This is a genomic window from Vallitalea maricola (assembly GCF_036985595.1).
GTDB classification, from domain to species: domain Bacteria; phylum Bacillota; class Clostridia; order Lachnospirales; family Vallitaleaceae; genus Vallitalea; species Vallitalea maricola.
Genome location: NZ_BTPU01000009.1, coordinates 73,107 through 95,074, shown reverse-complemented (window position 1 = coordinate 95,074; position 21,968 = coordinate 73,107). Strand labels below are relative to the sequence as shown.

Sequence of the window (21,968 nt, the reverse complement as noted above, 5' to 3'; positions counted from 1 at the left end):
CGTCTGCAAATGTATGGCTGTGACCGTACCATCCAAACTCATTTTTAAGAAAGTCAACTGCCGCCTTTTCAGTAGGGTTTTTCTTGTAAAACCCATAGACACGGAGTTTGCCGCCTTGTGTACCTGTGCCATGCTTTAACTCGTTTTCAATCTCACTGTGGGAAATAGAAAAAGCGGACTGACCTTGCGTGTTTTCACGCTCTTGTCTGTCCGCTATGTTCTGTATTTGTTCCTGCTCTGAGGGGAATAGGGTTAGCTGTAAATAAGCTCCGTCAGTATGATTTCCTCCGCTTGAGATTTCAGATTGTTCATGTATCCTACCCATTCCAACTGCTGTGTCATCTTGTTGGGCGGCACTTGGGTTTTCTGCAAGTCTGCCATTATCTGTTCCAGTCGTCTGTTCGCCGTTTGGTCTATCTCCAGTAGGTGGGCTTGCAGCTTCTCGCTCAGTAACAGGTGGTTGAACAGGGCTTTGCGGTGTTCCTGTAAATAGGTTTCCCTCATTCTGCCGTACTTGCCGAGGGGCTGTGTCGGCTGCTCCTTCAGCTTGATGTTGGGTATCAGATAATCCCCGTTCCGGCTGTAAGTGATTTCGTTCATATTCGTTTCTCCTTTCACGCTCTGTTTTGATGATAGTGAGTGATATTTGTCTGAATACTTGCTCGCTTTGCTCACTGACTGCCGTACCCAAAAGGCTGACAGCAGCGGAGGTGTTAAAGTCAAAGATAGGGGAAAAATCCTCATGCTCAAAGTAGTTTTCGGTATCCAGCCCGCACCGCTTCATCAGGGTGTAGGCGATACTGTCCGTGGTGGCATTTTCAAAAGCTACCTTGAGGTTATCCTCGTCATAGTCCTCTAAAAAGCTGTTTTCTGCAAAATAGGGTAAGTCCTCTTTGTGGTTATCATAATACTCTTTCGCCAAAGTGTTGGCAATGTTGTAAAATCCATCGGCAAGATTATCACCGCTTACACCGAATTTATCTTCAAGCATTTCTAAAATCGGCTGTTCATGGTGTTCCCTCATTTCCCAAAGAAAAGGGCGGCGAGAATTTTCTCGGCCGCCCGTATCGGAAACATCAAAGATATATTTAATTTGAGGCCTGTCACTGGTAGGGTCAAGCAGGGCAATCCCCTTAGAGCCACGGCGAACATATCGGTTCATCTTGTCATTCCACAAGCCATACTCGGCACAGGCGGTGGCATCGGGTCGCTGTGCGTAAATCATAAGCTGCTCATGGAACGGATATTTATAGAGCTTTCCAACAGTAGTTAGAAAGCCCGTCCAGTTTGCAAGGCTGCTTGTCACCCTGCCTGCGGTATCTTCAAACAGTTCACTTAGATACGCCTGTTTTGTTTGCGTAGCAGTCGGCATATTAGTCCTCCGTTTCTCCAAAATCAGCTATCAATTCATCGGTAGCAGCGGTAAAATCATCATCGCTCATTGCTTGCAGCTTGGCAATTACCGAATGAGCAAGCTCCTTTAATTCTGTTTCATCGCTTTGCAAGTGGGTCTGCATTTCGGTAAGCTCTGCAATCAAATCTGCTCTTGAGCCTGTATTGTAAATGCACATCAAATTGCTTTCCTCAACTGTAAAATTCATATCATCGCTCCATTTCTGCACCCTTTGAGGGTGCTGTTTTTTCTTTTTTCTGCTCCTGTGGTGGCTTGGCTTTGAGCTGTTCCATAACCGATTGTTTTTCTTCTCTGCGTGTGGCATCAAGTAAGTCCATAAGAGAGATAGGCTTGCCGCTTTTGGCATCTTGTTCAAGCTGTGCTACGGTGGGTTGATTGTTGATGATACCGTCAATATGATTATAGTTTTGCTCGGTAGACAGCTCTGCGGTGCGGAGGGGATTATCCTCATTCACAACAGCAAAAGCACGAGTGCCGTTACCCATGATGAGATACGCTCCGTTGTCTGATGAATGGTGGTAGCCGTATCCTGCCTGTTCCATCTGCTCCCTTGTCATGGAGGTTAGCGAAAAGCTCCCTCGTGGGGTTTCAATTCGTTCTCCTGTCAAGAAGTTATCCGGCTGTGGTGGTGCAGGCTCTAAAAATTGCGGTACTTCTTGAAAGCCAAACTTATCCACATAATGAGAGGATACCGTACCGTCCACCTTTAAGGCAACGATGTCGCTGACCGACAGGGAGTGTCCTTTGAAATCTGTGGGGTGGTTGATATTAAACTGCTCATACAGCTTGTTAAGGGCATGGTCTTTGTTACCGCCAAAATCCCTAAGAGGGGCGGTATAGACAAGCTCGTAATTAGCACGGTCTACGGTCAGTCCATGACCGATGAGCCAGTCCATTCCCTCAAAACGGTAATCACGCAAATCCTCACCGTCTTTTAGCTGATAAATGGCAAAGGCATTTTGGGTCTGCTCTAAAAACTGTGCTTCAACCTCCTGTGGCGGTAAATGGTCTTTGTCCTTATCTCGGTTGTGAAAAGCCTGCCAATCAGCCGTTTCAATCCCAAACAAACCGTCATGGTCTTTCATTTCTTCCATGTCAAAAATCATGGCTTCTGTATTATCAGGATAGAGAATAAAGACAGGTAAATCCTGTTCCCACAGCTCTGCGGCTCGTTCCTTTGACAGTGGCAGAAGTTCATCGGCGGTATAGCCATAGGCATTGCGGTCATCAATGCTCACCGTAGGGTCGGGCATAGGGTAATCATGTTGGATAGGCTCATCAATCCGCTGTTCCTCGGCAGTTCTGCTTTCAAAATGCTCCTTGAGGTCATCAAATCCATTCCAAACATCATCTAATACCAGTTTGCCGTCACTGTCTACAATCACGCAAGCTGCTTCATCACCATGTTCCTCATGCTCCAACAGGAAGTATTTTTTACCCTCTATCTCTTGGCTGTCAATGGCACACCAAGTACCGATGTGACCTTCTACGGTTATAAAAGAGCCGTCCTCGGTAATCTGCCCCTTGTTAGGGTCGGGGGCTTGCTCCGGCAGGGCAGTTTCGGCAGTCAAATCAATACCACGCTCCTTTACAATCTCGGCAAAGTGCTTATCAATACCGCTTATCAGCTCCGATGAAGTTTTATTGATAGTTTCCAGTGAAGCCCTAAGCTCCGCAAGCTCTTTGCCCTTGCTCCAAGAAGCAATATATCCAAAGCTGTTCTCACTTGTCTGAATACCATAATAGCTGCAAACGGCAAAGGAGATACTTTCCGCTTCAACTTCTTCGGTATTGCGGTCTTTGGGTTTGATTGGCTGTATGCTTTCGTCCTGCTGTGCTTGCAGCTCCTTTTCTGTTTCCTTATTGTGCAGGAGGGAATGTGCAACTTCGTGAATGGCGGCGGAAACAGTCTGCACCTCGCTCATGCCCTCACGAATTGCAATGCGTTTATCCTCGGTGTGATAGTAGCCGTCGGTATTCTCGGGCAGCGGCTTGATTTCAATGGGAACAGGTGCGGTGCGTTTAATTGCCTCCATGAACACCTCAAATTGCTCCACATTGCCCGTCAGATTGCTTGCAAGGGTGGGCAGTGGCTCGCCCTCGGTTTGGGAAACATCGAATACAGACACTACACGGTACATGGGTATCTGTATTTCCACTTCCTCGGTCTGCACCTTGCCGCCTGCATCAAGGAGAGGGGCTTTGGTCTGTGGGTCGAGTTTCTCCCGTGACTCTTTGATTTTATAGGGTGTGGGTGCAATGATTTTAATGCCCTTTTCTCCTTTTTTGACATGGCGGGAAAAGCCGTCCCGCCATTTGTTAAAGCCTGCCACAAGGGTGGCATCGGGCTTTTGCATGGAGATGAGCAGGGTGTTGTTCAGAGAATATTTGTGAAAGCGGCTCATGGTCTGGAGATAGCTTTTGTACTTGTCACTTTCAAAAAGCTCCTTGATACCTGTTTCAATGCTGTCGGTTATTTCCTTTAACCGTTCTTTAGGGTTTTGTTTTTCTGCCATAGAGGTCTACTCCTTTCCATTATTTTTTCCTCGGTGCAAATTCCATTGTGAAATTCACAAACTGTCCTCCAGTATCATCAAGCACCGCCACACAATCATAGGTCTTGCCTGTCTTTTCAGAATAGCAGCCTGTGAGGGATACTTTTCCGTTTTTCAAAAGCTCCGCAACAATCGCCTTTGTTACGGTCTTTTTCTTTGCCGTGAAAAAGCGGTTTTCTTTCCAAATAGCAAAACCACAAGCCTTATTACTGCAACAAAAGCCCTTTTTATTCTCGGTAACAGCACCGCCGCAGCGAGGGCATTTTCCCATGCTCTCACGCTCAGAGGGAAAGAGGGTGTCAGCTCCCTTAATCATTTCATAGGTCTTTACAAGGGAAGATGTCATATCCACAATCTCGGACAGGAAAGCATCAGCGGTCAGCTCTCCATGCTCCACGAGCTTTAGCTTTTCTTCCCATTCGGCGGTCATCAATGGGGACTGCACCTGTTCGGGCAGTACGGTAATAAGGGCTGTGCCTTTGTGGGTGGCAGTGAAATACTTTACTTTTTTATCGCCCTTTCGTTCCGCAAGCCCCGATTTAATCAGCTTTTCCAAAATGCCTGCTCTCGTTGCCGGAGTGCCAATGCCCTTACGCTCGGCATCGGTTTCCGCTTTGTTGGCATTTTCCATTGAGGACAGCAGGGTATCATCGGTAAAGGGCTTGGGCGGTGAGGTTTTACCCTCCTTGATTTCGGCTTTTGCGGTAAAGACTTCGCCCTGGGCAATACTCGGCAGGGCTTGGTCTTTATCCTCTTTTTCCTGCTCTCCCTTATAGAGCTTTTGTACCGTCTTAAAACCCTCTTGGATGACGGTTTTGCCCTTAGCTGTGAAAACAGACTCACCGCACTTTGCTGTGATAACAGTTTCACTGTACCTATGGGTATTGCCCACGGCAACTAACAGACGAATGGCAAGGAGCAGCAGCGTTTCACGCTCTCCGGCAGGCAAGCTCTGCACATCAAGCCCCTTGATATTCATGGTGGGGATAATGGCGTGGTGGTCACTGACCTTGGAGCTGTCAATGACCTGTGCAGGGTTGATAGGCAGCTCGGCGGCTTCGGATATAAAAAATCCTGCCGTAGCTTTGGCTAAGACAGGAATACCGCTTTCCATATCCTCAGTTAAAAATCGGCTGTCTGTTCGGGGATAAGTGATATATTTCTTTTCATAAAGGCTCTGTGCATACTGCAAGGTCTGTTCGGCGGTAAAGCCCAACAGCTTATTGGCTTCACGCTGTAAGGTGGTAAGGTCATAGAGCTTGGGCGGTTTTTCCGTCTTTTCCTTTTGCTCCACACTCGCTATTGTAACACTCTGACCGTCACAAGCCTTTAACAGCTTTGTTGCCTGTGCCTTGTCTTTGAGCTTTTCACCTATCATGGAAAATCCATTACAGGTGAGATGTACGGTATAGAACGGCTCGGGCTTAAAAACGGAAATATTGGCATCACGCTCACAAATCATGGCAAGGGTGGGTGACATCACTCGCCCGATATTAAGGGTCTGACCGTAAAGAACGGAAAAAAGACGGGTGGCATTGATACCCACAATCCAGTCGGCTTTTGCCCTGCACAGTGCCGCTTGATAGAGATTGTCATATTCTTTGCCGTCCTTTAGCTGTTCAAAGCCCTTTTGAATAGCGGTATCTTCAAGGGAGGAAATCCAAAGCCTTTTCACAGGCTTTTTGCACCCTGCCTTTTCATAGACAAGACGGAAGATGAGTTCTCCCTCACGCCCTGCATCGGTGGCACATATCACCGTGTCAACTCGGCTGTCTGCCATGAGCTTTTTCAGCACAGTAAACTGCTTTTTGGTGTTGCTTGAAACTTGGTACTGCCAATGGGCAGGAAGTATGGGCAAATCCTCATACCGCCACTTTGCGTATTTTTCATCGTAGCTGTCGGCTGCGGCAAGCTCCACCAAATGCCCAACGCACCAACTGACAATATAACCGTTTCCCTCGGTATAGCCGTCCTTGCGGCTTGTTGCACCTAATATCTTGGCGATACTCTGTGCAACGCTTGGTTTTTCTGCTATGACTAACTGCATATTGTTATCTCTCCTTATCCTGTTTTTTCTTTTCTGCCCTCTGTGGTGAGGGGACTTGTTTTTCTCTTAACTTTGCAATTACCGATTGCCGTATATACTGTAAATCGGCATTAAAATCTTTTCGGTGGGGTGTTTGGATATACACGGCATATCCCTTTGCCCCCAATTTTTCTGCACATTTTTTGGCAAACTCCTGTCCGTGGTTGTGGGGATTGCCTTTATGGTCTTTGCCGTCAACATCGTTATCAAAGCAAAACACAATTTCGGTTATTTGTGGGTTATCGGCTAAAAATCTTGTCAGTGCCTTGTCGGATAAACAGCCCTCGGAGATACGGAAATCCTTGGTATCGTCCATGCCGTTTAGCCGCATAAGGGTTGCATGGCTGATAGCATCAATGGGGCTTTCAAAGGCAAAGACACGGCTGCCCGTGCCTTGCATGGTAAAGCCGTAGCTTTTATCGGAATTGACTACATCTTGCCGGAAACGGGAGCCGCCCATGCCACGCAGGGAGCAGTAGCGTGGCTTACCGTCCTTATCAAAGGAAACAAAGGCACAGTTTTGATACACCGTGCCTTTGCTCTTTGTGACCGCTTGATAAATCATGCCCTGTCCGATTAAGCGGTCTACTATCTGTGGGTCAAGACAGCGTTCCTCTATGAGATAGTTCCGTGCCTGCTGTATGTCCATGCTTTTGGGCGGCAGTATCAACTCCCCACGCTCGGGAATTGGCGGTAAGGGCAGCAAAGTATTTGCGTAAGCCCTTGTACCTAAAATGGTTTCCACCGCTGTGATAAAAGATAAGCCTTGATATTCCTTTGCAAAGTCTATGATATTTCCGCTTTCCCCACGGCTGAAATGGTGGTAGCCCTTGGGGAATAGATACAAGCCGCCGTGTCCTTTCACATGGTAGGTTTTCCTGTCCGATTTTTCTACCGCAAAGCCCTGTGACCTTGCATATTCTATCAAGTTTGTGGCAAAGACCTGTTTCATTTCTTCCTCAGTGAATGGCAGCGGTTTCGGCATTTATGCACCTCCGCTTTTTTCTTCCTTTTTCTCATGGACAATAATCAGCTTGCGGACTTTCTTCTCCTTTTTGGGCGGTCTGTCCTTGGCAGGAGCAGAGGAATACTGCGGCTTTTGCATCATCATTTTTTCATAGGGGCTGTCGGTAAAGTATGTCATTTCACATCGTCCTCGCTTTCCTCGGCAGTTTCTGCGGGGATTTCTTCCTGTTCTTCGGCGGCAGGCTCGTATTCGTCCTCATCGTCCTCGTCATCACTGAAAGCATATTCGTTCATATTGGGGTTGCTCTGTGGCTTTGCCTTGTTTTTTACCACCTTGAAGTAATAGAACGCACCGCCGCCCACTAAACCGAACACAAGTAAAAGTGCCGCAATTCCCATTGGATTGCCTTTTTCTTTTTCGGGCTGCGGCTCGTCAGTAGGCTCGGTTACTTCGGGGGCTTTGCCTGTGCATTTCCCTTTGTCGGTACTGCATACAGGACAATCGCCATTGACTGCACCCACTTCGCATTTATCCTTGCAGGAGCAGACTTTAGGCGTGGCAGTGCCGTCCTCCATAAGAGCAAGCAGGTCGGCTTCATCGACCATATTTAAGAGATACACATTGTCCTCTTTGCCTGCACGGTCAATGACAAGGTAAAAGTAGTTGCCGTTTTTGGATACGGCGGTAATAAACTGCTTATCAATTTCGTCTGTTCGCTCCACATCGTCCACAAGGGTTAAATTGCCCTCGGGTGTTAGGGGAACGGACGGCGTTTCGGTTGGCTCGGGTGTTGGCTCTGTGTAATCCTCACCGCCGCTTGCAAAGGCAGTGGTGGAAAAAGCGGTCATACAAAGCACCGTCATAAGCAGTACAGCGAACATACGGATTTTAGATTTCTTCATTTTCATTCTTGTTTTCCTCCTGTTTTTCAGATGAAAAAGGCACACCGCTTTTGCTGCGGTATGCCGTGATAACATCGTTTAGATTTTCTGTGCTGATTTTTGCACCTCGGATAAGCCCGATGATTTCAAGGTTTTCAAGCTCGGTCTTTTGCCTGTTCAGTTCTTCCCATTTTTCTTGCAAAAGCCCGATTTTATCCTCGATTTTCTTCATATCGGACAGCACCTTTTTTAGTTTTGCGTTCAAATAGCTTCCTCCTTAATTCATCAGTCCATAGCCCATAATCACGCTGCTGTTCAGGTCATAATCCCTTACTTTGCAGGCATCGCCGGAGTTGTCCTCTACGGTATAAACACGGCTGCCGTCTGTGCCGATGACAATGCCCACATGGTCGGAATGTCCGTCACCCTGCCAGTCGAAGAAAATCACATCGCCGGGGGCAATGTCACTGTACCCTCGGTTTGCCCACCGCCCATTTGACGAGAAGTACGGCACACCTTGGCTCTGACAGGCGGCAAACTTAGGCTCGGAATATCCGGCTTGATTAAGCACCCAAGATACAAAGCAGGCACACCATTCCACACGGCTGTTAAAGCCGTACCATGACCAGTAAGGCTGACCGCCCACATTGCCCACCTGTGAAAGTGCAATGTTCACAGTGTTTTGGTTGCCCTGCCGTTCACCGTCTACAAAGTCCACACCGCTTAAATCGGTGGAGGGGCTGCCGTCAATCGAGCCGCCGCCAAAAAGCAGGGGTTTGTTGCCCTTGGTTTGCAGATAGACATGGTACATTTCAAGCTGTTCGGGGGTAAGCAGGCTGTTTGCCACGGTGTTTATGGAGCTGTTTGTGAGCTTCACATTCAAGATGTAGTAGTCATAGGGGACTTCCACCTCGTAAGTATCGGTATGGGTATTGCCGTCCTCATCTGTCCATGTGTCCGTCCTCGTTTCAGTGCGGTAGCGTACCTCCACGGTTTCGGTTATGGTGAGCTTATATTGCTGTTCAAACACCCTCTGTAATTCGCCCTGTACCTCGCTTGCCTTGAAATATTGCAGTAAGGCGGTAAGGTAAGAAGCAAGCTGATGAGGGTCATGGTTGATAGGGTCTAAATCATAGCGGTACTCGTCATAATCGGGGTAATCCTGTTCAATATGGTCAATCTGCTGTTGCAGTGCCGTTTCCAGTGCGGTGTAATCGTCATTGGCGGCAATGAGTTCCTCATTTTCGGAGGTGTAAGAGGTGGACACCACATTGGACATTGCTCCTTGAAACATCACCGAGCAGGAAGATACTGCACTGACAATTACCGCAAGGAGCAGGAACAGGGCAAGTATCACAAGCAGTACCTTTGGATTTTTAGCGATTGCCGTTACTGCCTTTGATACCGTATCAGCCCCTTTTTTTACTGCTGATTTTGTGGTCTGTGCTGTGGTCTGTGCCGCTTTGGAGCCTTTGCCGTGCCTTGTGGCAAGGTACTGTTTTTTGATAGCTCTCTTTTGCTGAAAGCGGGAAATAGGGTTGCTTGCCGCCTGCGGATTGTCCCTCAGACTTTTCTTGTAAAGGACATTCACATCGGCTTGTATGCTTTTTTTCTCTGCCTTTGCTAAGTTGCGGTAGGGCTTCAGCTTGTGGGAATGATACGCACCCTGTACACGGTGCAGGGCAAATTCGCCTGCCTTTTCCGTGCTGTGTGCCGCTTCAAGCCCCACATTGTCCTGCTCATCTTCACTGATTTTCTTATGAACGGAAGATGTAACAGCTCTTTGGGGAGCTTTTTTTATACCATGGGTAAGCTTGGAGGACGGTTTTGGTTTATCCACTTCTTCAAAGCACAAACGCACCTTTGCTTTGCCTGTATCGGCATCAACGGTGCGTTCCTTGGTCTTGACTGTCTTTTTGGGGATTTTGGCTTGTGCCTTATCCACTTTGTCAGCCGCTTTTTCCGATTTTGCTATGGGCTTTTCTAAAGTGGGGTCGGCTCGTTCTTCTTCGGTAAATTGAAGCCTTGATTGTTTTTTCATCGCACACCGCCTTTACTCCTGCTTGGTTTCATCAAGCTTGGTGGTCATAATGCTGTAAAGCTCGGTGTTTTTCGGGAATTTATCCACGAATGGCAGAATGACATTGCCGTAAAAGAGCAGTCCCTCACCGACACCGCTGCCTGTTACATAGGAGAGCTGATGAGGGGAGATATTGAGCTGCTTGGCAAGTATCTGTCTGTCGCCTGCGGCTTGGTTGAGCATATACACAAAGTCGCTGTTTTCAAAGATATTTTCCACCTCACGAGAGGATAACAGGTCTTTGATGTTCTGCGTAATGGCTGTTGGGATACCGCCCCATTTACGAAAGCGTTTCCAAATCTCTACTGAATAGGCGGCAGTCTGTTCCTCTTTTAAGAGCAGATGAAATTCGTCCATATAGTAGCGGGTGGAGCGTTTTTCCGCACGGTTGACCGTCACTCTGTTCCAAACTTGGTCTTGCACCACAAGCATACCCAGCTTTTTAAGCTGTTTACCCAGTTCCTTAATGTCAAAGCAGACAAGGCGGTTTTGAATATCCACATTGGTCTGATGATTGAACACCGAAAGGCTACCTGTGACATAGATTTCAAGGGCGGAACGGATATGCTTGGCTTCTTTTTCCTCCTGCCTGCCGAGAGCATCATACAAATCGCCTAAGATTGGCATTTTGGCAGGGGTGGGGTCGGCAAGATACTCGGCATATACAAGGGTCACACAACGGTCAATAATGGATTTCTCCACAGGAGTCAATCCGTCCTTGCCGCCTACAATCAGCTCACAAAGGGAAAGGATAAAATCACTCTTTAAGGCAAGTGGGCTGTCGTCCTCACTGTAATTGAGGTTAATGTCCATCGGGTTGATGTACTGGCTGCTTGTGGGCGAGATTTTAATCACCTGTCCTTTGAGCCTTTGCACGAGGGAAAAATATTCGCCCTCGGGGTCACATACAATGATGTCATCGGTGGTGATGAGAAAGACATTGGTGATTTCACGCTTTGCAGAAAAGCTCTTGCCACTGCCCGGAGTTCCAAGGATTAGCCCGTTGGGGTTTTTAAGCTGCTTGCGGTCTACCATGATAAGGTTGCTTGAAAGAGCGTTCAGCCCATAATACAAGGCTTCACCGCCGGACTGGAACAGCTCCTGCGTGGTAAATGGTACAAAAATAGCGGTGCTTGAGGTGGTCAAGCTCCGCTGAATGGGGATAAGGTTTTTGCCAAGGGGCAGAGAGGACATAAAGCCCTGTTCCTGCTGATAGTCAAGTCTTATGAGAGTACAGTTGTGCTTGTTGGCAATACCGCTTGCTTGCAGCAGGATATTGTCCAGTTCCTTTTTGCTGTCAGCCGTGTTCAGCACAAGGAATGTCATTAAAAACATTCGCTCGTTGCGGCTCTGCAAGTCGGCAAGGAGCTTTTTCGCTTCACCGCCGTAGGTGGCAAGGTCGGAGGGAATGATGTCCATATCGTAGCCACTTCTGACCGCCTTTTTTTGTTCCTCAATCTTCATTTTGTCGAGGTCGGTAATCTTACGCTTGATAGTTTTAATGGCTTTCATTTGGTCTACCGACTGAATGTGCATGGTGACAATGAGGTTGCTTTCCATTTCCAAAAAGTCCGACAGCACACGGTCATTCAGCTCGGGGGCGAGTATCTGCAAAAATGACATTGCACCGTATTTATCCCCTGTGCGGAACGTGCCTTTTTCCTTAAACTCAAAGGAGGACGGAGCGATAAAGTCTTTGGTACTAAGCCCCGAGGGGGCAAGCCATTTCCATTCAAACGCAAAGGGGTCATTGCCGCCCATGCGGAGAATGTTGTGCATGAGCCTTAACCGTTCTCTGCCGTCAAGGGAAGTGAGCTGCACACCAAGCCGCTTAAAGGCGTTCCACAGGTCATTTTCAATGCGTTCCAAACGAGGTTTTGCAATTTTGATGTTATCCGCTTCAATGGCGAATGTGAGGTACTTTGTTTTTACAAGCCCGTTGTTTCCTCTTGAAAGCTGATTATGCAGCATCTCGGTATACTCGGTTCGGATACTGTCAAAATCATCTGCCTGCGGAGCGATAAAAATGCTTTTTTCATAGTCTTTTGCATTGGCTGTGGTGTTAAGAAATGTGAGCTGAAATTTGATTGTGCTGTCAAAGTAGTTGAGGAAATCGCACCAACTTTCAAAAATGGCGGTCTTGTCCTCGTTCTGTGCAATCTGATAATTGATGTCACCAAATTGCAGGGTTTTGGTATAGAGCTTATCGCCTACATGACAGATACCATCGGGGAAGATATGACGGTACGGGATACTGTCCTGTGCGGACTTTACTCCTTTGGGTTTATTGTTTGCCTTTTGCACCGCCAATGCGATGTTTTGTTTTTCTGCCTTTGCCAGCTTTAGGGGCTTAACGGGCTTCTTTTCGATTTTTGACAATTTGATTTACCTCCCTGTCTAACTGATATTGCCTTTCCAATAACGGATAAAAATTATCCGTCCTGTAAGGTCTTTGTTTGGGGTTTAGGAAACGCACCGCCACATAGTTTTTGAGTATGACCTCAAGGGGCTGACCGTGCTTTTCATACATGGCGAACATGAACAGCGGCAGCATGAGAAACATCATCACCAGTACCGCAGGGCTAATGCCGATATAGTCCTTGAGAATGAAAAAAGGCGGTAAACCTACCGCCAGTGCCGCCGAAAAACAGATAAGCTGCCGCTTGGTGAGGTTTAGCATCACCTTTGTTTTTACATTGCTTAAATCCTTGGGGATTGGTACATAAGCCATAAAATCCTCCTTTCCGTTTTGATTTTAATGGGCTGAGAAAATGCTCTTTGCAAGCGTTCCTGTCTTAAAGAGGGCAAAGCAGAGCAGCACCGTGTACATCATGCAAGTCCAAATTGCCCCGATGGGGTCACCCTCTGTTGCGATGGACTGGATAAGCACCGCATAAATGCCAACGCACACCATAATGAGGAAACCTTGAAATGCGAGGGCAAGCAGGGCTTTGAGATAGTTGTTTCCCATGTTCCATTCCTTGCTTGACATGGTGGCAATGGGGATTGCTCCAAGGGAGGTCATAAGGTAGATTTCAAGCATCCTGCCGTACACGATGATGAAAATGCAGACAGTCAATGCCCACATGATTATCCCCATGAGGAAACTTTGCAGATACAGCCCCAAGAGTGAGCCTATATCCATTTCAAGCAGGCTTTCACGCAGGGCATCTAAGGTTTCCACGCCTATGGCGGTGTCGGTGAGGATTACTCCTGCCGCATCGGAAATCACCGATTGTGCCACATCAAATATCCCCATCATAATGGGAAATGTGTTTGTGACCAGTACCACGGCAATAAAGGTTTTCATCATCCACTTGAAAATGTCCGAGGGTGGAAAGTCGTGCAGATTGTTTCTGTCAATGACCATTTGTATCAGTTCGTAGCACATCACAAAGGTCAAGATTATTCCGGCAATGGGCATGATAACGGTGTCCGATAAGTTCTGTATCATAGAAAAAACACCGCCATTCCATTGTGACGGTGTTTTTCCTACATCTCCGGCTATTCTTGCAACTTCGGAATTGATGTTATCGAACAAGCCTGTTAAATTACCCATAATGCCGTCAACGAGCAGATTTTTAATCCACTCGTTGATTGCATCAAGGATAAAATCCATAAGCTACTCCTTAGAACAAGCCAGAAAGAAGCGGTACAAGGGTCATGCCAATCAGTGCTACGCCACCGCCTGCCATGAGCTGCTTCATGCCCTGTGATTTAGCCCCGGGGTTGTCGTTGCCGTAACCCTCCAAGAGATTGATAACTCCCCAAATGCCAAGTCCTGCACCAAGAGCGATAACGAGTGTTTGTAAAACGGTAATTGCCTGATTAAAAAATTCCATAGTGTTTTTCTCCTTTAAATTTGTTTTTGGTTTGGTTGTTAGGTTTCTGCAAATGAAAAAACGCTGTACACTGACAGCGTTAGATGACCACAATCATAGGCAGCACCTCCTTTCCCTGTGGCTGTGTATATATGAAAAGCACCACCGTAAACGGCAGTGCTTATTGCCCCTCGGTGGGCTTTGGCTCGTCTGTTTCTTCCTCCTTACCCATGTCGAATACCTCGTACACATCATTGGGCTTGAGCTTTAGTTTTGTGGATAAGAATTTCTCAATGTCAAAAGCGTTCTTCTTATCAAAATCAGACAGATACTTGTATTTTGGGTGCTTTGTAATATCGTACTTATCGCTGAAAAAGGGGCGAACACCTCTAAGCTGTAAGATACATTTACCGCCGTCCATAACGGAAAGCTCGTCCATGCTCATAAGCTCTTTTCCAAGCCGCTGATAATTGATACCATAGCTCCGCTGACTTCCTCTTGTGTCGGAGGTGTTGAACATATCAATGGTTTCTTTGCCAAGGGTTTCGGTCAAGTCCTTGAGGGTGGTTTTCTCCTTGCCGCCAAGGAAAATCATGCTGTCACAGTTGCCGATAATGGTGTCAGCGTTGTCCTTGTAGAGTGCCTTGAGCTGTGATTGTGCCTGCAACACAAGGCAGGCGGAGATTTCACGGCTTCGGATTGTTGCCATGAGTTTTTCGAGGTTGGGTATCTGCCCGATATTGGCACACTCATCAATCAAGCACCGCACATGAACAGGCAGCCTGCCGCCGTACACATCATCTGCTTTATCACAGAGCAGATTGAAAAGCTGTGTGTAGCACATGGATACAAGGAAATTGAATGTGGCATCGGTGTCGCTGATGATGATAAACAAGGCAGTTTTCCTGTCCCCAAGGGTGTCAAGCTCCAGTTCATCATAGGCGGTCAGCTCCCGTAGCTCTTTAATATCAAAGGGAGCTAATCTTGCACCGCAGCTAATTAAAATCGACTTGGCTGTCTTGCCTGCGGCTAATTTGTACTTCTTATACTGCCTTACCGCAAAGTGCTGTGGGTCTTTTTCTTCCAACCTGTCAAACATCAAATTCACATTGTTCTTAAATTCCTCATCGTCCTCACGGACTTCACTGGCATTGATAAACTCAATCAGCGTAGTGAAGTTCTGCTCATGTTCGGGGGCTTCATAGTAGATATAGGCGATAAGGGCGGTGTAGAGCAGGGTTTCCGCTTTCACCCAAAAATCGTCACCGGCTTTGCCCTCGCCCTTGGTGTTGGCGATTAAGGTGGTGACGAGCTTCAAAATATCCTTTTCACTCTTGATGTAGGCGAAAGGGTTATAGTGCATGGATTTCTTGAAATTGATAGCGTTGAGGATTTTCACCTTGTAGCCCTCACGGAGCAGCAGCTTGCCGCACTCTACTACGATACTGCCTTTGGGGTCGGTGACAACGAATGAGGAATGGCACTGCATAAGGTTTGGCTTCAGCCAAAACCTTGTTTTACCACTTCCCGAGCCGCCCACAATCAGCACATTTTTGTTTCGTGCCGTCTTAGGGTCTTTGGGGCGGCTGTTCATAGTCAGCCGTTCTGTTTGGGTAAGTATCACATTATTTTGAAATGTAGGGTCTACATACGGCTCAATGTCCTTTGCATTGCCCCAACGGGCAGAGCCGTACTCAATGCCCTTGCGGTACTTTTTTGCGTTTTTGCTGCGGACATAAATCATAAGCCGGAGCAGTCCTCCAATGGCAAGCCCAATCAGCAAATCAGCAGGGTAAAAGGACGGAAAAGGGACTGCAAAGGCTTGGGAAAATCCCTCGCCTAAATGCAGTATCTTTTCCCCAAAATCAGCACCGCTTGTATACCGCCATGCTTCGGGCAGCTTGGTGAACAGCAGCCCCAACACAAGGTAAGGGATATTAAGAATAAGGAGCTTTTTCATCTTTTTACTCATAGGCTCTGCTCCTTGTCTTTGTGTTTTACCTTTTGGATAACGGTATTTTTCGCAAGTGCCGCAAGTTTTCTAAGCTCCGCAAGTACGGACGGACGAGCCGCCTTTTTCACCATATCTGCGGTGTATTCTTTAAAGGCATTGGTAATGGCATCGGCATCTTTGCCTTTGAAATAGACCACATATTTCGGCGGTATCTCATGCTTGTCTTTCATCACAGCAAAGTCTACACCGTATTTCTTTGCCACACGCTCAAAATCTTTGATGTTTTGGTCGGTGATTTGAATACTGCTCATGCCTTGCCCTTGCCCTGCAAGCTGTTTTACCGTCTGTTTCCCCTGTGGGATATTGGGGTGGTTTTGCTTATCTTTTAGGTGTGCAAGCAGCTTAACGATTGCCTTTTTCAGCTCCCTGCCTGTGAGCTTACTTGCACTGATAACAAGAGCAACGGTTTTCTGCTCAACTTCTTCCTGCATGAAAAATCCCTCCTTTCACGGTTTTTGGGAATAGCATCATTCCTCTCTGCCTTGCCCCTTGACGGTCAAGATACCCTCAAGGGTAGTGGCGGTGATATTCAGCCTTTGGGCTACGGCAATGTCATTTTTGACATTCTCATCAATCAAGTCACCGCATACCACAAGCACCCTTGCACGGCGGAGCATATCCCTTGCCATATCAATGCCGTCCTTATGCTCCTGCGGTACTTTATCGTTGAGGAAAAGCGGCAGATAGAGAGGTGGGCAGATTGGGGTATAGCCTGCTTCATAGAGCTTTCTGCAATATTTAGCCGCTGTTTCGGTTGTTTCAAATTCGTTGTCCGACCAAGCGGCGGTGATGTATGCCATTGGTTTTCTCATATTCAAAATCTCCTTTCAATTTTTGGTTTTGGGCATAGAAAAAGGCACTCTGCAAATTTAGGTGCAAAGTGCCTTAACGGTTTGGACTGTATAAATCGTGGTTGACTAAAGCCGCATAGTAGCTGTCTATGGTGGAGGGGGCATTAAAGAGTGTTGCAAGCAAATACCGCTTGATATTCCGCACATAGGTGGTGTTTTTGTCTAAGCAGTCAAAGACATACTCGATGTGGGACGAGGTGATTTTCAGCATCTTGTCTTTCACAAGCTTTGCAGGGTAATCCTCTCCGGCAATGTTTATGGTGTCCTTGGTGGAACACAGGGTTTCGATGATGATGTCGGCTATTTCGTCCAAACGCTCACCCATACCGATTTTGCCGTACTGCTTAAAATGCTCGTACTCAATGTTCTCATAGACCGTTTGCTTTATTTCTTCATAGTCATCGTATCCAATCCCATCATATCCTGTGTTTTTCGGTTGCCCGTAAGGATAAGATTGATAAGGATTTGATGTTTCTTTACTCAATAAATCTTTTTTTGATTGTTACATAGTTTGTAGATAAGTATTTAATTGGTGGGGTTCTTCCTGTACAGGGACAGCCTGTATTGGATTTTCCTGTATAGGTTGCTCCTGCATAGGCTCACCCTCGGCAGGAGGTTCAGCAATAGGAGCTGTGCCGCTGTCCATGTCTTTGGGATACTCACGGATTGTATATTCCACCGTGGTGAGCTGTCCTTTTTCGTTTCGGATACGCTGACGGCTCATATATCCCATTGTTTCCAGTTCCTTAATCGCTCCGTTAATGCTGTCAATCCCGTCCTTGCAGATGTAGGCAAGCCCTTTTACTGTGTAATCCCAATCCTCGGGGAGCGACAGCATCAGGGACAGCAAGCCCTTTGCCTTGAGCGACAGGGCTTTATTGCGTAAATGGTGGTTTGCCATGACGGTGTAATCCTTTGTTTTTTCTATTCTGCACACAGCCATTTCCTCACTTCCTTTCCTGCTGTAAGTAGCTGAAATAGAAGTCAGCTTCAGCGTGTATGTTCTTTGGGGCGGTCATAGAAAATATCACCCCGTATTACCTTGGCGTGTTTGAGGATTTTAATTTCTTTGCGGCTTTGGCTTTCTAATGCTTTTTGGTAGCCTGTATCGGTGAGGAACAGCCGCATACGCTCACCCTTATCGCCAACAGGAGAAGAATGGGAAAGCACATCAAAGACAATCATGTGCCGTGTGTCCTCTCCAAAGCGTTCCAGTGCCATAATGTCATGCCCTGCCAAAACAGGCTCTCCCGACTTCTTTCGGGCTTCATCAAGCAATTCGCCTATGGTTTTATTCTTATTCATCGTGCTACTCCTTTCTAACGCTCCTGCTGTTGGGTACGCTTTTTATGCCATGTTTCCAGTAGCTTGAGTATGGTTTCTTCCATTTTCTGCGGTGTGTAAGACTTGGGGAAATATTTTCTGAGCTTATCGCTTGAAAGAGTAACCTTATCCACCTCGGTTTTCTTTTCCTCGCTCATAATGGCACACATGGCTTCAAGGGTGCATTTGCCCTCGGCACTAAACTTTTTAAGACGCTGTGCCTGTGAAAGAGAGGGGGTTGCCTGTTCCATATCCATTGCTTCAAGCAAGTTCATTTGTTCCTCGGGCTTTAGATAGGACAGCTCCACGGCAGGGTTAAAGGCGATTTTCCTTTCATCTACCATATCAAGCAGTTCGGGGATAAGCTCGGTAAGACGGATAAAGCGTTGTACTTGGTTTCGGCTTGAGCCTGCCTGTTCAGCTACTACTTCCACGGATAATTTAGACTTCTGCCCAACTTGGGCAGAAGTTAAATCCGTCCGTTCTCCTTGCCGTTTGATAGCATCTAATTTCAGCTTAAAGGCAAAGGCTCGTTCACTTGGCAGAATATTTTCCCTCTGCAAGTTGCTGTCCACCATGATGATAGTGGCGGCATCATCGTCAAGATTACGGACAATGACGGGCATGGTTTCCAGTCCTGCCAGTTCGCTTGCCCTGTGCCTGCGGTGTCCTGCCACAAGCTCATAGCCGCCCTCGTCACGGGGACGGGCGATTGCAGGAACAAGCACACCGTATTCCTTGATACTCTCGGCGGTGTCTGCCATTGCTTCATCGTCTTTTACCTTAAATGGGTGGTCTTTGAATGGAAACAGCTCTGTCAAGGCTATCTCCATGACCTTTTCTCTGCCTGCATCGGCTCGGCTTTCTTCGGTGGAAAACAAATCATCTACCGATGTCAGATTTATGTTTTTGGCGGAGCTTTTCAATCTTCAACACCTCCTTTGTCAGTTCTCGGTAGCTCTCGGCAACCTTGCCCTTGGGGTCATGGGCGAAAATACTCTTACCCTCGGCACTAATCTCGGCGGCTCGTACCGAATGGGGAATGTCCGTGGCAAACACCTTGATTTTACCGCCGTAGGTATCACGGAGCAGGGTGCTGATGTCCTTTGCAAAGTTGGTGCGGTTATCTACCATAGTCAGCAGAATACCGTCAATGGTCAGTTTGGGGTTAATCTGCTTGCGTACCTTGTTAATGGTCTGTAAAAGCTGTTCTAAGCCCTTTGCAGGGAGATATTGAGCTTGTACAGGAATGATTACGCTGTCTGCTGCCGCCAATGCGTTGACGGTGAGCATACCCAAAGAGGGCTGTGTATCAAGCAGGATATATTGATAGTCCTTTTTCACTGTATCAAGATACTGCTTGAGGATTGTTTCTCTGCTCATAGCATTGATGAGTGATACCTCCATACCGGATAGTTCGATATTGGCAGGGAGCAAATCCACGCCCTCGGAGTGGGATAGGATACCCTCTTTGTGTTCCAGTGGAGTATCTGTGATAACCTTGCCCATAACGGTTGCAAGGGTGGTTGGGATATTGTCGGGCTGTGGGTGTCCTAAACTGATAGACAAGCTCCCTTGAGGGTCACTGTCTACAATCAAGACTTTTTTGCCCTCCTGTGCAAGCCCTATGCCTAAGTTGGCACAAGTCGTGGTTTTGCCAACACCACCTTTTTGCATGGCGATGGCGATTACTTTTGCGTTCAAGTTTTATTCCTCCTTTCGATTTTGGGCATGAAAAAAGGGAGTTAGCTTTTTTCAAACTAACTCCCAAGGACGGTTGATATTCTATTTTATTTGTGGGGTGTAACTGTCAAACTTATCACATTACAACAGTTCCCTTTGCCCACTATACATCTGTTTTTTCGTGTAAACTTCCCTTAAAATTTCCCTCACCAGTCCTGCAACACCCCTTGAAACCATATAACACATAGATTGCTATACAACTCGCTTTTTCTTGATAATCCCTGCAAAATCAAGGGTTTCGGGGCATTGGATAACAAGTTATTGCAGGGTAGAAAAAGCTATAAAATTTGGTGACTACAATATAAATTATATGTATTGCCCAGATTCTTAAGATTTAGCATTCAAAGGGTCTGGGCTATATTTATCACCTATATTTTGAAAAGTATCCACTTACAGGTATTTAATTCGTATTTTAATTCACAGGATTTTTCCACACCATTTATAGCAACTAAACAGGTATAACTTCTCATAGGATTTCCTGCAATCTTTTCTTCAGTATGATATAGGACTTTGTTTACCTTAACTGTCTTCAGTTCGTGTTCTTTGGTTTCTAGTCTGAATCTTAGAGGCATCAAGATTCCTTTTAAATTGAACCATCCAATCATTTCAATAGGTTCCATTATTACTTTCATAAAGTTGACCTTCCTTTCTTAATATTGATTCAAAACTTATAAAAGGCTTGACATAATAGGGTAATTTTCTTCTGGCATACCTCCATTAAGAGGTCTTAGACCACTATGCAAAAATGAAGCTCTGATAATAGAAGTATTTCCATATCTTAAACGTATCTTATCAATTGATTCATCAAGAGCTGTGTATTTTTCATGTTTATCAAAATCAAATAGAGACAGCTGTGTATTGGTTTTTGAAGAAAGAGAAGATACTCGAATTCCAAGGTGCCTGATAGGCTCTTTGTTCCAAGCTTCGTCAAATAAAGTACATATGGCTTTATAGATATCATTAGTTATATCAGTAGATTCCGTCAGCTGCATTTGATGAGACAATGAAATGAAATCATGTGATTTTATACTTACACTCACCATTTTTGCTATCATATCAGAATCTCTTAAACGCATACAAACAGTCTCAGTAAGGGATAATAAGATAAGCTTAGCAGTACGGGAATCTGTTACATCAAATGAAATGGTAGTAGAGTTACCAATACCTTTCGCTTCGGGGGAGCATGGTTTCACAATAGAGGTAGCTATACCATTAGCATAAGCATGTATAAGGTATCCATGGCTTTTAAAATGGGCATATAAGAGTTCAGGGTCTGAATTTGCTAACTCGCCTATGGTGTAAATACCTAGTTTTATAAGCTTTGCATTGCTTGCTCTACCTACCATGAATAAGTCTCTTACTGGCAAAGGCCACATTTTTTCCTGTATTTCATTTGGAAATAACGTATGAATCTTATTAGGCTTTTCAAAATCCGAGGCCATTTTAGCTAATAGTTTATTATTAGAAATACCGATATTAACGGTAAATCCTAATTCCTTTTGTATTTTGTCTTTCAAGTGATGAGCAAAACTAATGGGAGAACCAAAATGGTGGCTCATATTAGTATAATCAAGAAAACATTCATCCACACTGTATCTTTCAACAAGAGGAAAATATTCTTTGAATATATCTACCATTGCATTGCTGCACTGCATAAAAAGTTTATAATTAGGAGGTACTATTACAAGAGATGGACATTTCTGACGAGCACTAAATAATGATTCACCTGTTTTTATACCATATTTTTTCGCAGGAATGGATTTTGCTAATACAATTCCATGTCTTTTAGACTCGTCACCACCTATAATTGAAGGTATGGTTCTAAGGTCAATGCATGATACTTGTGTGTTTATTCTGTAAGTAGCTTCCCAACTTAAATAAGCTGAATTTACATCAATATGAAAAATTGTATGTTTCATAAAAACACCTCTTAAAATTAGTATACACGAACATGTGTTCGAGGTAAAGGGGTATTTTTTGGTAACAAATGTTAAAATATGGTAAAAAAAACAAACTGTTATTTTATGAGGAATGAAAAAAATAAACACTTTAAGAGGAGTATTAGAAGGTGAAGTTATATTCAACGAAGTATTAAATGGATTTAAAAGTACATTTGGACTTGAGTAGTTCTAAACCACTGATATTGAAATAAACCATCATATAAAGTATAATAAGACAAAAATTAAAGAATACTTAATTTATATTATATAGAAAACATAATATTATACTATCA

Annotated in this window: 21 protein-coding genes and 1 pseudogene; all 22 read right to left on the bottom strand. The window is 45.7% G+C overall.

What is annotated here, in order from left to right; all coding sequences use genetic code 11:
- Positions 1 to 252 precede the first annotated feature (252 nt).
- Positions 253 to 600 (bottom strand): TnpV protein, encoded by a 348-nt coding sequence (locus AACQ14_RS03480; RefSeq protein WP_339362176.1) that lies wholly within the window; start codon positions 598 to 600, stop codon positions 253 to 255.
- A gap of 773 nt (positions 601 to 1,373) precedes the next feature.
- Positions 1,374 to 1,601 (bottom strand): transposon-transfer assisting family protein, encoded by a 228-nt coding sequence (locus tag AACQ14_RS03475; RefSeq protein WP_339362175.1) that lies wholly within the window; start codon positions 1,599 to 1,601, stop codon positions 1,374 to 1,376.
- A 1-nt stretch (position 1,602) separates the two neighbouring features.
- Positions 1,603 to 3,930 (bottom strand): YodL domain-containing protein, encoded by a 2,328-nt coding sequence (locus tag AACQ14_RS03470; protein ID WP_339362174.1) that lies wholly within the window; start codon positions 3,928 to 3,930, stop codon positions 1,603 to 1,605.
- A 19-nt stretch (positions 3,931 to 3,949) separates the two neighbouring features.
- Positions 3,950 to 6,016, bottom strand: coding sequence for a type IA DNA topoisomerase (locus tag AACQ14_RS03465; RefSeq protein ID WP_339362173.1), 2,067 nt, complete (start codon positions 6,014 to 6,016; stop codon positions 3,950 to 3,952).
- Between the two features lie 4 nt (positions 6,017 to 6,020).
- The gene (locus tag AACQ14_RS03460) at positions 6,021 to 7,040 is read right to left on the bottom strand and encodes a DUF3991 domain-containing protein (protein WP_339362172.1); all 1,020 of its coding nucleotides are present in this window, start codon (positions 7,038 to 7,040) and stop codon (positions 6,021 to 6,023) included.
- Entirely contained in the window at positions 7,041 to 7,199 is a 159-nt protein-coding gene (locus AACQ14_RS03455) for a hypothetical protein (protein ID WP_339362171.1), read from the bottom strand.
- Positions 7,196 to 7,924: a DUF4366 domain-containing protein gene (locus tag AACQ14_RS03450; RefSeq protein ID WP_459112795.1), complete on the bottom strand. Its 729-nt coding sequence runs from the start codon at positions 7,922 to 7,924 to the stop codon at positions 7,196 to 7,198. Before AACQ14_RS03450 ends, AACQ14_RS03455 begins: the two co-directional genes overlap by 4 nt.
- On the bottom strand, positions 7,911 to 8,168 hold the full coding sequence (locus AACQ14_RS03445) for a DUF4315 family protein (RefSeq protein ID WP_339362169.1): 258 nt from the start codon (positions 8,166 to 8,168) through the stop codon (positions 7,911 to 7,913). The genes AACQ14_RS03450 and AACQ14_RS03445 overlap by 14 nt, the downstream gene beginning before the upstream one ends.
- A 12-nt stretch (positions 8,169 to 8,180) precedes the next feature.
- The gene (locus AACQ14_RS03440) at positions 8,181 to 9,944 is read right to left on the bottom strand and encodes a CHAP domain-containing protein (protein WP_339362168.1); all 1,764 of its coding nucleotides are present in this window, start codon (positions 9,942 to 9,944) and stop codon (positions 8,181 to 8,183) included.
- A 12-nt stretch (positions 9,945 to 9,956) separates the two neighbouring features.
- Entirely contained in the window at positions 9,957 to 12,362 is a 2,406-nt protein-coding gene (locus AACQ14_RS03435; RefSeq protein WP_459112794.1) for a VirB4-like conjugal transfer ATPase, CD1110 family, read from the bottom strand.
- The gene (locus AACQ14_RS03430) at positions 12,334 to 12,714 is read right to left on the bottom strand and encodes a PrgI family protein (RefSeq protein ID WP_339362167.1); all 381 of its coding nucleotides are present in this window, start codon (positions 12,712 to 12,714) and stop codon (positions 12,334 to 12,336) included. The genes AACQ14_RS03435 and AACQ14_RS03430 overlap by 29 nt, the downstream gene beginning before the upstream one ends.
- A 24-nt stretch (positions 12,715 to 12,738) precedes the next feature.
- Positions 12,739 to 13,602 carry a VirB6/TrbL-like conjugal transfer protein, CD1112 family gene (locus AACQ14_RS03425; protein WP_339362166.1) on the bottom strand — a complete coding sequence of 288 codons (864 nt, stop codon included), beginning with the start codon at positions 13,600 to 13,602 and terminating at the stop codon, positions 12,739 to 12,741.
- Positions 13,603 to 13,612: 10 nt separating this feature from the next.
- On the bottom strand, positions 13,613 to 13,825 hold the full coding sequence (locus AACQ14_RS03420) for a Maff2 family mobile element protein (protein WP_339362165.1): 213 nt from the start codon (positions 13,823 to 13,825) through the stop codon (positions 13,613 to 13,615).
- 160 nt (positions 13,826 to 13,985) lie between these two features.
- A complete protein-coding gene (locus AACQ14_RS03415; protein ID WP_339362164.1) occupies positions 13,986 to 15,776 on the bottom strand; it encodes a VirD4-like conjugal transfer protein, CD1115 family in 1,791 nt (596 codons plus the stop codon).
- Positions 15,773 to 16,249, bottom strand: coding sequence for a PcfB family protein (locus tag AACQ14_RS03410; protein ID WP_339362163.1), 477 nt, complete (start codon positions 16,247 to 16,249; stop codon positions 15,773 to 15,775). The genes AACQ14_RS03415 and AACQ14_RS03410 overlap by 4 nt, the downstream gene beginning before the upstream one ends.
- Positions 16,250 to 16,285: 36 nt before the next feature.
- Positions 16,286 to 16,630 carry a DUF7768 domain-containing protein gene (locus AACQ14_RS03405; protein ID WP_339362162.1) on the bottom strand — a complete coding sequence of 115 codons (345 nt, stop codon included), beginning with the start codon at positions 16,628 to 16,630 and terminating at the stop codon, positions 16,286 to 16,288.
- A 73-nt stretch (positions 16,631 to 16,703) separates the two neighbouring features.
- A pseudogene (locus AACQ14_RS03400) lies at positions 16,704 to 17,612 on the bottom strand (DUF6017 domain-containing protein).
- 47 nt (positions 17,613 to 17,659) lie between these two features.
- On the bottom strand, positions 17,660 to 17,974 hold the full coding sequence (locus AACQ14_RS03395; protein WP_339362161.1) for a DUF5720 family protein: 315 nt from the start codon (positions 17,972 to 17,974) through the stop codon (positions 17,660 to 17,662).
- A 14-nt stretch (positions 17,975 to 17,988) separates the two neighbouring features.
- The gene (locus AACQ14_RS03390) at positions 17,989 to 18,918 is read right to left on the bottom strand and encodes a ParB/RepB/Spo0J family partition protein (protein ID WP_339362160.1); all 930 of its coding nucleotides are present in this window, start codon (positions 18,916 to 18,918) and stop codon (positions 17,989 to 17,991) included.
- Positions 18,875 to 19,696 (bottom strand): ParA family protein, encoded by an 822-nt coding sequence (locus tag AACQ14_RS03385; protein WP_339362159.1) that lies wholly within the window; start codon positions 19,694 to 19,696, stop codon positions 18,875 to 18,877. The genes AACQ14_RS03390 and AACQ14_RS03385 overlap by 44 nt, the downstream gene beginning before the upstream one ends.
- Positions 19,697 to 20,103: 407 nt before the next feature.
- Complete coding sequence (locus tag AACQ14_RS03380; RefSeq protein WP_339362158.1) at positions 20,104 to 20,367, bottom strand: hypothetical protein; 264 nt, start codon at positions 20,365 to 20,367, stop codon at positions 20,104 to 20,106.
- A 36-nt stretch (positions 20,368 to 20,403) separates the two neighbouring features.
- Complete coding sequence (locus tag AACQ14_RS03375) at positions 20,404 to 21,654, bottom strand: Y-family DNA polymerase (RefSeq protein WP_339362157.1); 1,251 nt, start codon at positions 21,652 to 21,654, stop codon at positions 20,404 to 20,406.
- Positions 21,655 to 21,968: the final 314 nt, after the last annotated feature.